General features: G+C 69.5%; 12 protein-coding genes. 6 read left to right on the forward strand and 6 right to left on the reverse strand.

Going from position 1 to position 12,801, the window contains the following annotated elements:
- Nucleotides 1-18: 18 nt before the first annotated feature.
- Entirely contained in the window at nt 19-624 is a 606-nt protein-coding gene (locus NS1_RS21005) for a TetR/AcrR family transcriptional regulator (RefSeq protein WP_062986992.1), read from the reverse strand.
- Nucleotides 625-687: 63 nt separating this feature from the next.
- On the opposite strand from NS1_RS21005, the gene NS1_RS21010 reads away from it, so the two are divergent.
- Complete coding sequence (locus NS1_RS21010; protein ID WP_062986993.1) at nt 688-1,485, forward strand: crotonase/enoyl-CoA hydratase family protein; 798 nt, start codon at nt 688-690, stop codon at nt 1,483-1,485.
- Nucleotides 1,485-2,795 (forward strand): hypothetical protein, encoded by a 1,311-nt coding sequence (locus NS1_RS21015; protein WP_063816216.1) that lies wholly within the window; start codon nt 1,485-1,487, stop codon nt 2,793-2,795. The genes NS1_RS21010 and NS1_RS21015 overlap by 1 nt, the downstream gene beginning before the upstream one ends.
- Here the strand turns inward: NS1_RS21015 and NS1_RS21020 are convergent, their stop codons facing one another.
- The 3 genes from NS1_RS21020 to NS1_RS21030 all read right to left on the reverse strand — a co-directional run bounded on the left by NS1_RS21020 (nt 2,796) and on the right by NS1_RS21030 (nt 5,784).
- Nucleotides 2,796-3,323, reverse strand: coding sequence for a TetR/AcrR family transcriptional regulator C-terminal domain-containing protein (locus NS1_RS21020; protein WP_062986995.1), 528 nt, complete (start codon nt 3,321-3,323; stop codon nt 2,796-2,798).
- 417 nt (nt 3,324-3,740) lie between these two features.
- Complete coding sequence (locus NS1_RS21025; RefSeq protein WP_063816217.1) at nt 3,741-4,442, reverse strand: TetR/AcrR family transcriptional regulator; 702 nt, start codon at nt 4,440-4,442, stop codon at nt 3,741-3,743.
- A gap of 43 nt (nt 4,443-4,485) precedes the next feature.
- A complete protein-coding gene (locus NS1_RS21030; RefSeq protein WP_062986996.1) occupies nt 4,486-5,784 on the reverse strand; it encodes an alpha/beta hydrolase in 1,299 nt (432 codons plus the stop codon).
- 130 nt (nt 5,785-5,914) lie between these two features.
- Here NS1_RS21030 and NS1_RS21035 point away from each other — a divergent pair, with 130 nt between their 5' ends.
- Nucleotides 5,915-8,017, forward strand: coding sequence for a bifunctional lysylphosphatidylglycerol flippase/synthetase MprF (locus NS1_RS21035; protein WP_062986997.1), 2,103 nt, complete (start codon nt 5,915-5,917; stop codon nt 8,015-8,017).
- Here NS1_RS21035 and NS1_RS21040 read toward each other — a convergent pair.
- Nucleotides 8,014-8,706, reverse strand: coding sequence for a pyridoxamine 5'-phosphate oxidase family protein (locus NS1_RS21040; RefSeq protein WP_062986998.1), 693 nt, complete (start codon nt 8,704-8,706; stop codon nt 8,014-8,016). The two genes, NS1_RS21035 and NS1_RS21040, sit on opposite strands and share 4 nt — an antisense overlap.
- An 81-nt stretch (nt 8,707-8,787) precedes the next feature.
- Between NS1_RS21040 and pdxR the strand changes: the two genes are divergently transcribed.
- The 3 genes from pdxR to NS1_RS21055 all read left to right on the forward strand — a co-directional run bounded on the left by pdxR (nt 8,788) and on the right by NS1_RS21055 (nt 11,923).
- Nucleotides 8,788-10,164 (forward strand): MocR-like pyridoxine biosynthesis transcription factor PdxR, encoded by a 1,377-nt coding sequence (pdxR, locus tag NS1_RS21045; RefSeq protein ID WP_062987017.1) that lies wholly within the window; start codon nt 8,788-8,790, stop codon nt 10,162-10,164.
- Between the two features lie 71 nt (nt 10,165-10,235).
- Nucleotides 10,236-10,481: a DUF2630 family protein gene (locus NS1_RS21050; protein WP_056814059.1), complete on the forward strand. Its 246-nt coding sequence runs from the start codon at nt 10,236-10,238 to the stop codon at nt 10,479-10,481.
- Nucleotides 10,478-11,923, forward strand: a complete 1,446-nt coding sequence (locus tag NS1_RS21055) for a dihydrolipoyl dehydrogenase family protein (RefSeq protein WP_056814061.1) — start codon at nt 10,478-10,480, stop codon at nt 11,921-11,923. Before NS1_RS21050 ends, NS1_RS21055 begins: the two co-directional genes overlap by 4 nt.
- Here the strand turns inward: NS1_RS21055 and NS1_RS21060 are convergent.
- Nucleotides 11,916-12,785 carry an Fpg/Nei family DNA glycosylase gene (locus NS1_RS21060; RefSeq protein WP_062986999.1) on the reverse strand — a complete coding sequence of 290 codons (870 nt, stop codon included), beginning with the start codon at nt 12,783-12,785 and terminating at the stop codon, nt 11,916-11,918. The genes NS1_RS21055 and NS1_RS21060 overlap by 8 nt on opposite strands.
- Between the last annotated feature and the right edge of the window lie 16 nt (nt 12,786-12,801).

A 12,801-nucleotide genomic window follows, 5' to 3' on the forward strand; every position in this document is an offset into this window, starting at 1 on the left:
GTCCTGCAACTCCTTCGACTACAACGTTTCCGGGCGCGCACCGAGCGCGCGCACGGCGAAAGCAACCAATTCCGGAACGACGGTCTCGGCGTGGGGAGCCGCCGCCAACGGCCCGACGAGTACCTCGCCGATCGCGCCGACAAGGGCAGCGGCGGTGAGGCTCGGGTCCTGCGCGGGCAAACGCCCCTCGGCGACACCGTGTGCGATGGCGGTCTCGAACGACGCGGCGAACGCGCGCCGGAATTCCAGCCGTTGCGCGTCGACCGCGGGGTCGACGGGTTCGGCCAGCAGGACATAGGCCAGTTTCGGATTCTTCAGCGCACGACCGGCGAAGGTCTCCACCGCCGCGGTGACCCGCCCGACCACGTCACCGGCCGCCACCGCGGCCCGCACGGCGTCGACCTCGCGGGCGACCACCGTCTCGAACACCGCCGCTACCAACTCGGCCTTGTTCTCGAACTGCTTGTACACGGTGCCGGTCGCGATTCCCGCCTCGGCGGCGACCGCGGCCATCGACAACCCGGCGAACCCGTCGCGCGAGAGCACGGCGGTGGCGCCCTGCACGATCAGCGCCCGTTGCGCGTCGAGCCGGGCCTGCACGGCCGGGGTCCTGCGGTACACCATGTGAAGAAGTGAACCACTAATTCACCTCTTCACACAAGGGCAACCTGGCCGTATGGTCGAGGAATGGAATCATCGACCGGTCAGCCGGCTCCGCCCCCCGTGCGCGTCGAGCACGCAGGCCCGGTCACGACGGTGATCCTGGATCGCCCACAGGCCCGCAACGCGGTGGACGGCCCGACCGCTCGCGCGTTGGTGGAGGCCTTCCGCGCATTCGACGCCGACCCCACCTCCTCGGTGGCCGTGCTGTGGGGCGAGAACGGCACCTTCTGCTCCGGCGCCGACCTCAAAGCCCTCGGTACCGAGAACAGCAATCACGCCGCCGAGGACGGTGACGGTCCGATGGGCCCGACCCGGCTGCGCCTGTCCAAGCCGGTGATCGCGGCGATCTCCGGGTACGCCGTGGCGGGCGGGCTCGAACTGGCCCTGTGGTGCGATCTGCGCATTGCCGAGCAGGACGCCACTTTCGGCGTCTTCTGCCGCCGCTGGGGCGTCCCACTGATCGACGGCGGCACCGTGCGTCTGCCGCGCATCGTCGGCGAAGGTCGCGCACTCGACATGATCCTCACCGGCCGCCCGGTGAGCGCGCCCGAAGCGCTGCAGATGGGCCTGGTCACCCGGGTCGTGCCCACCGGCGATGCCCGCCGCGTCGCCGAGGAGCTGGCCGCCCAGCTCGCGGCGCTGCCCCAAACATGTCTGCGCACCGACCGCGCCGCCCTGTACGACCAGTACGGCCACACCGAGGAAGAGGCGCTGCGCGTCGAATTCCGGCACGGCCTGACCGCCCTGACCGGCGGTGCGCTCGACGGCGCCGCCCGCTTCGCCGCGGGTGAGGGCAGGCACGGTAGCGCAGACCGCCGCTGATGGACCGTCTCACGGTCGTCGACGAGATCTTCCTGCGCACCCACCGCGGCATGGGCACCCCCATCGCGCTCCAGGGGCTCTGGCGCACCACCGATACGATGGAACCCGCTCTCCTGCAAGCGATTCACGACCGCTTACGTCGCGGCCGGTTGGGTCGCAGAGTCGTCAACCCGCGAGTCCCCGGCGCCCGCCGCGCCTGGCAGCCCAACACCGGAGCGCACGCTCTCGACCTCCTCCCGAACGCCGTCGGGACATCCGAAGCAGGTTGGCCGACAACACCGATGAGCCCGGACGACCGCACTTCCAGCAGCGTGGGGCCACTCGTCGAGAACGCGATCCTGCCCTGGGCCGATGGACTCGGCACCGACCTCGACCCGGAGTACACCCCGGGATGGCGCCTGTCGGCCGCGCGCCTGGACGACGGCGGAACCGTGGTGGCCGTGACGTGTTCACACGCACTCGCCGATGCCCGTGGCCTGATCCACGCCATCACCGTCGCCCTCGACTCCCTCGGAGCCGACGAGCAGGACCTGCCCAACGCCGGGAAAGGTGTCTTCACAACGTCTTCGGACTGGGCTGACGCGCGCGCCCAGTGGACCACCATCATCAGCGGCACCGCACATGCGCTGCGCCGAGGCATCCCGCGGCCACCCGCGACCAGCACCCCCGACACGTCCACTGATCGCGCCGTCCGCAGCACCCTGCTCACCTTCGACGCGGACCACTGGGACACCACCGCGGCCGCGGCCGACGGAACCGCGAACAGCCTGTTCATCCACCTGATCGCGAATATTTTGTGGCACAACGGATTTCCGGGTCCAACGATAATCGCGAGTCTGCCCGTGGACACCCGCGACGAGCCACGCGTCGACAACGACCTCGCGATGACCGAGATCGCGATCCACCGCGCCGACTCCCCCGCGACAATCCGCGACAAGGCCAAAGCCGCCTATCAGCGCCGAATGTCGAGCCCCGCGAGCCTTCCCGAGGAGATCCTCCAGGTACTCCCCGACCGCTGGGCCCACACCCTCAGCAAAGGCGCGGGCGAGCGAGACATCCTGTGCTCCAACATCGGCGCCCTCCCCGAAGCCGTGCGAAAAGTCGGGCCGCACAACTGCACCCGAGTAGCCGCGCGCGCGATCCACCCCGACATCACCACTTTCCCCCGCACCCGACTCGCGGGCTATCTCTCCCACCTCGGCGATACCTACACACTCGCCCTCGTCAGCCTCGCCGCGGACAACGACTCTCTGCCCGATGCCATCGACAAGTCCTGTGCGGCAGCGGGATTGCACCCCCGCCCCTGGTAGTCAGCCGGCAGCTATCCCGGTGAGCAGGGCACGCAACCCCCACACGAACTGATCTTCGGAATTCCGCGCCGCCATCGCGTCCACCTGCGCGGCAGAGCGCGGCCAGCACTCGGCATCGAGCAGGGCCAGCCCGTCACGACGTCGCGCGACCCGCTCGGATTCCGTTGTGAGCGGCGGCTTTCCGTCGGTCTCGGCCACCGTGAGCGCGATCCCGCCCAGTACCTGCACGATCACCGCGTACACGCCGTTCGCCTGCCTCGTCTCGGACAACCCGCCCCGAGCCAGGCACTCGAACATCGCCTCGCCGACGTCGCTCGCCGCGGGCCCGTCCATCGGCCCGGACATCATCAGCAGCGCGACCGCCGGATGCGCGAGCAGTTCGGTGCGCAGGCCGAGCGCGAACTGGACCACCGCCTCGGCCCACTCCACACCCTGATCGCGGAGGGGTTCGAGGGCAACTGCCGAGCGCACGCGTTCGATCACGGCGCGCTCCAGATCGGCGCGGCTCGCCACGTAGGTGTACACCACGTTGGGATCGATTCACCCATCGGCCGGCTGGACAGCTTTCCCACGATGCGCTGGGCGGTGCGAGCGGGCGTCGCCGCCGCCCTCGTGCAAACGATCGGCCTGCTGCGCTGGCCGCTACTGGTCCCCACTCTGACCGACGCGGACACCTTCGAACGCCAGCACACCCTGCTCGGCACCCTCCTCGGCGAAACCGCCGGGTACACCCTCACCGCGATCTGGACCGCGCTGGTCATCGCGGCCCTGCACCCCACGGTGGTTCGCCGCGCTCGGCTACACCAGCGCCGCCGCCATCGCGACCGGCGTCGTCATCCCGCTCGGCATCGAGCTCGCCGCCGTCGTCAACTTCCTCGGCTACGTGTTGTGGAGCGTGTGGCTGCTGGCCTTCGCCGCCCTGCTCGCCCGCGGCGCGTTCGCGCGTCAGGTCGCCGTCATCCCGACGAGCAGTACGCGAAGCCCCCAGACGAACTGATCGACGGAGGACCAGGCGGCGATCTCCTCGAGGTGCGCCGCGGTGCGCGGCCACCGGGTCGGATCCAGGTCGTGGAGAGCCGCGCGGCGGGCCGCGATCCGCTCGGATTCCCCTGGCAGCGGCGGCTTTCCGTCGGTTTCGGCCACGTCGAGGGCGATCGAGCCGAGCACGTACACGATCACCGCGTAGACGCCGTGCGCGCGGATGGGCGCCGGTAGTCCACCGCGAGCGAGACAAACGAACAGCGACTCGGCCATTTCGCGTGCCGCGGGCCCGTCCGCCGACGGGCTGTCCATGGGACCCGACATGATCAACTCCGGCACCGCGGGGTGATCGAACAGCCGACCGCGCACACTGAGCGCGAACTGGACCACCGCCGCGGTCCACTCCACACCGTCGTCGGTGAGCGGCCCGAGCGCCACCGACGACAGCACGCGTTCGATCACGACGCGTTCGAGCCCGTCCGAGCTGCCCACGTGAGCGTGCACCGCGGCCGCGTCGACCCCGAGCCGCCGCGCCACCGCCCCGACGGACAGAGCCTGCCTGCCGCCCGCGTCGAGAACGGCGAGCGCGGCGTCGGAAATGTGTTTCTCGGTGAGCGCCTCTGCTGCATCACCGGCGTCCGTACCTGGGGTTTTCGCCTCGGACATGCGCCGACTGTACTCCGGCGACCCCCGCGGAATCCGGCACCGATCAGGGTGTGAGGCCGAGCCGGGTGGCCAACCACGGCAGCTGATCGCGCAGCGCGGACGCCCACAGCGCGAAGTTGTGGCCGCCGGGCAGAATACGCAACCGCACGTCCATCCCCGCGTCTTTCGCCGCCTGATACATCCGCTCCACCTGCGGCCGATACATCTCGTCATCGGCGCCGACCACGAACGCACCGGCGGAATCCGGATAGGTCCGCGATCGCAGCAGATCGAGTGGATTGACCCGCAGCAGCGCCGCGGTATCCCCGCCGAACGCGGCGTCCACGGTGCGCTGCCGGTCGCCCAGCGTGGGCTCGTCCTCACCGGAGATGTCGAGGAAGGTGGGATAGACGCCGGGATAGTTGGTGGCCAGTTGCAGTGCGCAGGTGCCGCCATAGGACAGTCCACCCACCGCCCAGGAGCGCGGATCCGGATCGATCTGCAGATTCGCCTTTGTCCATGCGGGCACGTCGACGGCCAGGTAGGTGGCGACCTTGCCGAGCGCGGAGTCCAAACACAGCGGGTTGGCCAGTTGGGAGCCGGTGCCGTCGGCGACAACGACCACCGGCGCGAGGCCGTTGTGCGCACGGGCGAAGGAATCCATGGTCTCGGCCAACTTTCCACCGACGAACCAGTCCTGCGGTGCGCCCGGCTCACCGGCGAGCAACACCAGGACCGGCAGCAGTGGCCGCGGGTCCGCGAAATAGGCGGGCGGCAAATAGATCTGAGCCTCGCGAGCGGTGAATCCGGACGCCGTCGGCGGTACGGTCGCGGTCAGCATCCGCCCGCCGTCGGGCAATCCGCCGGGTGCTTGCCACGCGGGCTCGAGCGGACGCGCGCTGATCACCCGCTCGCGCCGGGTCAGCTCACCGGCCTCCACCCGATCGACCTCTTCCACCCCGAGCGCCGCGCCCACCGTCGGATACGACGCGTACACGAGGTTGATCCGGACTCCCACCGCGACCAGCACGACACCGGCCGCGAGCACGGTCACCACCACGGTCGCCACACTCCGGCGCACCAGAATCCGTGGCACCACCAGCAGCACCGCGGCCACCGCGATCCCGATCAGCACGTACACCGAGACGGCGATCGGATCGGGAAACGGCTGCCACACCTCTTCGACGAACAGGTACAGCGCCACGGTGAGCACCACGGCGGACAGCACCACGATCGGCATGGTCGTCGTGACGTACCGCCGTACGCGAGGAAACAGCAACCACACCGCACCCACGGCGCCGAGCACCGTCAGCGCCACCGGCAGCCATCCGGTGAGCAACGACAGATCGGTGATTCGCGTCATCGCTGACCTCCACAGATGCCACCTCGACCGCCCTAGCGCGCATCGCGGTCCCCGTACGACCGCGATGACATACGGTACACAGAAGACGTCACCGCGCCGGTGCGGCGCACTCGCAGCAAAGGGTGGTTCCATGAACGACGACGCGGTTGCCACCGAACCAGCTCCTTCGCGCGGCGTCGCCTTGGCGCACACCGTGATCCGCCGGGTGCCGTTCACTCTCGGCTTCCTGGTCGCGGTCATGATTCTCGGCCTCGCCACCGGCGGCCTCTGGCGCAGGCTCGACCAGCGTTCCTGGTACCCCGATATCGCCTACGGCTGGCTCGCGCTCACCGAGGGCAAGTGGTGGACGCCGCTGTCGGGCTGGTTCTTCGGGCTCACCCCCGTCCAATACCTCTGCATGACAATCTTTTCAGCGGCCGCGATCGGCTGGGCGGAGTGGCGGCTCGGCACCGTGCGCACCGCCCTGGTCTGCCTGTCGGGCCAGTTGATCGGGGTCCTCGGCGCGTCGGTGACGGTCGGGCTGCTGGCACACACCCATCTCGGTTGGGCCGACCGGCTTTCCGAGGTGCGCGATGTCGGGTTCACCACGGCGGCGATCTCGGCGGTGGCCGCGGTCTCGGCGACCCTGCGCTCGCCGTGGCGTCTGCGGGTGCGCGCCTTGCTGATGGCACACGTGGCGATCACCTTCCTGTTCGAATCGACCTTCGCCGATCTCATGCATCTCATCGCGGTCGCCGTGTGGCTGCCCGCGGGCGAAAAGCTCTTCAGCCGAACCGAACACGGCTTCTGGCCACGCACCCGACGCGAGGTGCGCATGCTGGCCTTCGCCGGACTGATGGTGATCGCCGCGGCCTCGGTGGCGGTGTACTTCTTCCCCGCCAACAGCCTGCTCGGCCCCACCGAGGGCGAACGCGGTTCGCTGTGGAGCACGATCGTCACGGTCGTGGTGATCGGGTTGGTCGCCGACCAGTTACGCAAGGGCAGACACTGGGCGTGGTGGGTCGCCCTCGGCTACGGCCTGCTGCACGTGGTGCTCACCCTGGTGCTGCTCGGCGTTTCCATCGGCACCGACTACGAGACCACCGGCGCGGTGACCGTCGGGACCGCCCTGCTGTGGGCGGGTGAGGTGGCCCTGCTCTACGGCGGCCGCGGCGCGTTCCGGGTGCCGGTCCGGCGCAGGATCTCCGACGGCGCGCTCACCGGCACCGATCCCGGCGACGCGGTGCGCGCCCTGCTCGCCCGCTACGGCGGCAGCACCATGTCGTGGATGACCACGTGGCCGGAGAACAAATACTGGTTCGCCGACGACGGTGAACGGTGCGTCGCCTACCAACGCCACGCGGGCACTGTCATCGCGCTCACCGACCCGATCGGTCCCGAAGAACTCCTGCCGGACACCATCGCCGCCTTCACCGACACGTGCGAAACCCACGGCCTGGTTCCGTGCCTGTTCTCCACCACCGAGGCCGTCGCGGATATCGCGGACGAGCTCGGGTGGCGCAGCGTGCAGATCGCCGAGGACACCATCGTCGACCTGCCCGAGCTCGAGTTCAAAGGTAAAGCCTGGCAAGACATCCGGTCGGCGATCAACCGGGCGACCAAGGAGGGCATCGAGTTCCGTCTCGTCGAACTCGGCGATCAGCCGTTCGCGGTGATCGCCCAGGTACGCGCGATCTCCGAGGAATGGGTGGGTGAGAAGGGCCTGCCGGAAATGGGATTCACACTCGGCGGAGTGGAGGAAGCCATGGACCCGGACGTACGGGTAGGGCTCGCGATCGACACCCAGGGCAGCGTGCACGGCGTGACCTCCTGGCTACCCGTCTACGGCCCCGGCGACGAGATCCGCGGTTGGACCCTTGACGTGATGCGCAGGCGCCCCGACGGCTTCCGGCCGGTCGTGGAATTCCTCATCGCCTCGGCATGCCAGGAGTTCAAAGAAGAAGGCGCCGAGATCGTTTCGCTGTCGGGGGCTCCGCTGGCGCGCAGCGCGAGCACCGAGGGCGCCGAACCGATCGATCGTCTGCTCGAAGGGCTCGGCGCCGCGATGGAACCGTATTACGGCTTCCGGTCACTGCATTCGTTCAAAGCCAAGTTCCAGCCCCGCCACGAGCCGGTGTACCTGTGCTACCGCGACGAGGCGGACCTGCCCCGAATCGGCATCGCGCTGACGAAGGCCTACCTCCCCGAGGTCTCGGCCAAGGACCTGATGGCGCTCGGCGCGGCGGGGAACTAGGGAACCGGCACGTCGATCGATGTCACCCGGTCCGCGACATCGGCAGGCACGTCGATGCCCGACTCGAGGTTGTCGGCCGGGATCGGCTCGCCCCAGACCTGTCGCAGCGGCAGCACACCGGCCCACACACCACCGGCCGCGATGTCGCCCTCGTCGTCGTTCGGCCCGCCCGTACGCACCTTCACCGACGCCTCGGTGAGGTCGAGCGCCAGCACCATCGTCGCCGCCAGCTCCTTGCGGTTGGGCGGCCGCACCCGGTCCCAGGCACCCGGCGCAGCCTGCTCGACGATCACCCGCAGGGCGTTGTCGCGCTGGACCTCGTCGGTGACCAGCACCGCCCTGCCCCGGATCACCGCGCTGCGGTAGTTCATCGAGAAGTGCATGGCCGAGCGGGCGTACACCAGCCCGTCGACGTGGGTCACGGTGAGGGAGATATCGGTGTCGATCGCGGCGCGCATATTGCCGGCTCCGGTGGATCCGTGCAGGTAGAGGGTGTCGCCGATGCGCCCGTAGATGGTGGGCAGCACGACCGGCGACCCGCCGAGCAGCACACCCAGGTGGCAGATGAGACCCGCGTCGAGCACATCGTCGAGCGCGGCGCGATCGGTGACGCCGCGTTCCTTGGCGCGGGTCAGCGTGGTGCGCGGGGTCGGCGACAGGGGGTTGCGGTGGACGTCGTGCGTGCTCATAAGATGAGCTTCGCCGAAGAAGTGGACCATGTGTAGGTCCAATTCAACCGAGTTTCAACAGGCCAATTCGAGGTGGACGAAATGCTCGACGACCTTCCGATTCCCCTCGACCGAACCGCCCCCGAGCCGCTCTCGGTGCAGGTGGCCGACGCCCTGCGCGCCGCGGCGACCGACCGGGTGCTGCGCGTCGGCGACCGCTTGCCGTCTTCGCGCGCACTGGCACAGCGACTCGGGGTGAGCCGGGCCGTAGTGGCGGGCGCCTACGACCAGTTGCACGCGGAAGGCTGGCTGACCGGCAGGCACGGCTCGGGCACCTACTTGAGCACCGCCCCGGCCACCGCACCGCCGAGCACCGAGACCGACCGCGGCGCCGATCCCGATGCGGGCCTGCTCGATCTCGGTCCCGGCGCACCGTGCGCCGAAGCGGTCGACTCCGCCGCGTGGCGCCGCGCCTGGCGCGCGGCAGGCGATCAGGCGCCCGAGGCCCGCAAGAATCGCGCGGGCGAACCGGACTTCCTCGTGGCGGTCGCCGATCACCTCCTGCGCCATCGCGGGCTGGCCGCCGGGGCCGGATCGGTGGTCATGGCCACCGCGGGTACCAGCGCGGCGGTGGGCGAGCTGGCCACCGCGCTGCTTCGGCCCGGCGATCGGGTGGCCATCGAGGATCCCGGCTACCTGCGTGCCATCGGCGCGCTGCGAGCCGCGGGCGTCGAGGCTGTCCCGGTGCCCGTGGACGCCGACGGTTTGCGTGTCGACCTGATCCCGGACGGTGTCCGCGCGGTGTATTGCACACCGGCACACCAGTTCCCGCTCGGCGCGATGATGCCCGCGGCCCGCCGGGTCGAGCTCATCGAATTCGCCAGGAGAACCGGAACTTTCATCATCGAAGACGACTACGACGGCGAATTGCGTTACGACACAGCTCCGCTGCCGCTGTTGGCTTCATCGGCACCCGATGTCGTGGTACATCTCGGCACCACCAGCAAGATCATCGCCACCACCCTCGGCGTCGGCTGGCTCGTCGCCCGTCCCGACATCGCCGACGCCGTACTCGCCCATCGCGCCGAGATCGGCAGTTCCCCGAGCCCGGCCGGGCAACGGATCCTCAGCGAATTCGCCCGCCACGGCGACCTGTCCCGGCACCTGCGCCGACTTCGCCGGGTCGTGCCGCCCCGCCGCGCCATGGTCGTCGACGAACTCGCCCGCCACGACCTACCCGTCATCGGTGACGACGCGGGCTCACACGTAGTCGTCGAACTCCCCGGCCCCGGCGCCGAACGCCACGCCGTCGACGCCGCCCGCGCACGCGGTGTCCTGCTCGACGGCCTGGCTCGCCACCACCTCGCCGAACCGCACCACTTCGGCGTCGCCATCGGCTACACCGCCCTCACCAGCGCCGACCTCGCCCGCGCCATGCCCGTCGCGGCCGACTGCCTCGCCGAGGCATCGCGCCGATAGCCGACCCTTCTCGGTCGTAGCATGGACCAGGAACCGGCACTACCCCTGGCGACTATCGAAGAGGTGAGCACATGACCGATCAGGACATTCTGGCGCGGATCAAGCAGCTGGTCGACGACGAGCACGCGCTGCGAGCCAAGGCCACCGCGGGCGAGATCGACCCGATAGCCGAACGCAAGCAGCTGGCCGAGCTGGAAGTGATGCTCGATCAGGCTTGGGATCTGTTGCGGCAGAGACGTGCTCGCACCGGCTCCGGTGAATCTCCCGAAGACACCGGGCTGCGTTCCCCCCGTGAGGTCGAGGGCTACCTGCAGTGACCGAGGCCGAGTACGACGTCATCGTCATCGGCGCGGGACCGGCGGGTGAGAACGCCGCCGCCTACGCCATCGCGGGCAGCGACCGCACCGCCGCCCTCGTCGAGCGGGAGCTGTACGGCGGCGAGTGCAGCTACTGGGCGTGCATCCCCAGCAAGGCGCTGCTGCGGCCCGGCGCCGTACTCGGCCTCGGCGAGTCGATGCCGGGGGTGAGCGCGAGCGGCCCGCAGGTGGCCGACGTGCTCGCCCGCCGCGACAGCTTCGTGCACAACCACGACGACAGCTCCCAGGTCGAGTGGGCGAAATCGGCAGGCATCGATCCCGTCCGCGGCGCGGGTCGGCTGATCGGCGAACGACTCGTCGAGGTCGATACCGACGACGGCGTCAAGGTCTTGCGCGCCCGGCACGCGGTGGTCATCGCGACCGGCACCACCGCCACCATTCCGGACATCCAGGGCGTGCGCGAGGCCCTGCCGTGGACCTCCCGTGACGCCACCAACCTGACCGTCGTCCCGCGCCGGGTCGCCATCATCGGCGGCGGTGTCGTCGCCTGCGAAACGGCGACCTGGCTGGCCGAACTCGGCGCCGAGGAGGTGACCCTGCTGGTCCGGGGCGACCGTCTGCTGCCACGCAGCGAGCCGTTCGCCTCGGAGCTGGTCCTGCGGGGCTTGCGCGAAACCGGTGTCGTCACGGTGCGGTTCCATACCGAACCGCTGCTGGTCTCACGTCGCGATCCCGAAGAGACCGGCGTCGGCCACATCCACGGTGGTCCGGTCACCGTGGTGCTCGACGACGGCGAACTCGAGGTCGACGAACTCGTCGCCGCTACCGGCCGCACCCCCGCCACCTCGAATCTCGGCCTCGATACCGTCGGGCTGCCCTCGGGATACATCGCGGTCGACGATCAGCTCACCGCGCGCGAGGTTCCCGGCGAGTGGCTCTACGCCGTCGGCGACGTGAATCACCGTGTGGCACTGACACACATGGGCAAGTACCAGGCCCGAGTGTGCGGTGACGTGATCGCCGCCCGCGCCGAGGGCAGGGCACTGAACGGCACTCGGTTCACCGCGAGCGCCGACCACCAGCAGGTGCCCCAAGTCGTCTACACCGCACCGGAACTCGCGTCCGTCGGCCTCACCGAACACGAGGCGCGCACCGCCGGATTCGCGGTGGACACGGTCGAGCTCGATATCGCCGTCGCGGGTTCCGCGCTCTCGCGTGACGACTTCCACGGCCGCGCCAAGCTCGTCGTCGACACCGCGGCCGATCGCATTCTCGGTGCCACCTTCGTCGGCCCCGACATGGGCGAGCAGTTGCACGCGGCCACCATCGCGGTGGTCGGACAGGTGCCGCTGGACACGCTGTGGAACGCGGTGCCCGCCTTCCCCGCCGTGAGCGAATTCTGGCTCCGACTGCTGGAAGCCTGGCGCGAGAAGACTATTTGAGCAATCGCGACATCCGCCGGTCGGCGAGCACCTTGCCGCCGGTCTGGCAGGTGGCGCAGTACTGGAACGAGCGCTCCGCGTAGGAGACCTCGCGCACGGTGTCCCCGCACACGGGGCACGGCTGGCCGGTCCTGGCGTGAACCCGCATGCCCGAACGCTTCTCGCCCTTCAACCGGGCCGCGTCCTGACCCACCGACCGATCGACCGCGTCGAGCAGAACTGTGCGCATCGCGGTGTACAACTGCGAAACCTTCTCCGCCGACATCGTTTTGGTGTTCGCGAACGGCGAGATCTTCGCGGTGTGCAGGATCTCGTCGGAATAGGCGTTGCCGATCCCGGCGATCAAGGTCTGATCCACGATCGCGGTCTTGATCCGCTGCGAGGTGCTTTTCAGCAGCGCGGCGAATTCGTCCTCGGTCAGTCCCAGCGCGTCCGGCCCGAGCCGCGCGATGCCCGGCACCAGCTCCGGATCCTCGACGACATACACCGCCAGCCGTTTCTTGGTGCCCGCCTCGGTCAAGTCGATCGCGGGCGTGGCCCCCTCGGGCGTGAAGAAATGCACGCGCAGCGCCAGCGGGCTCTTTCCACCCGGCTTGGGCGGCAACGGATTCGGCTCATCGATCCAGCGCAACCACCCACCGCGCGACAGATGGGTGATCAACCAGAGTCCGCCACAATCCATTCCGAGGAATTTCCCCCACCGCCCGGCGCCGGTGACATCGCGGCCGGACAACGCGGTCACCGGCGGATCGAAGGTCTTCACCGCGCTCAGGGCCGCCACGTCCACACGGCCGACCACAGCGCCGACGGCATGATCCCGAAGGAACTGCGCCAACGCCTCTATTTCCGGCAGCTCGGGCACGGTTGCCAGTTTAGCG

Source organism: Nocardia salmonicida NBRC 13393 (assembly GCF_001613085.1).
Taxonomy (GTDB): Bacteria; Actinomycetota; Actinomycetes; order Mycobacteriales; family Mycobacteriaceae; genus Nocardia; species Nocardia salmonicida.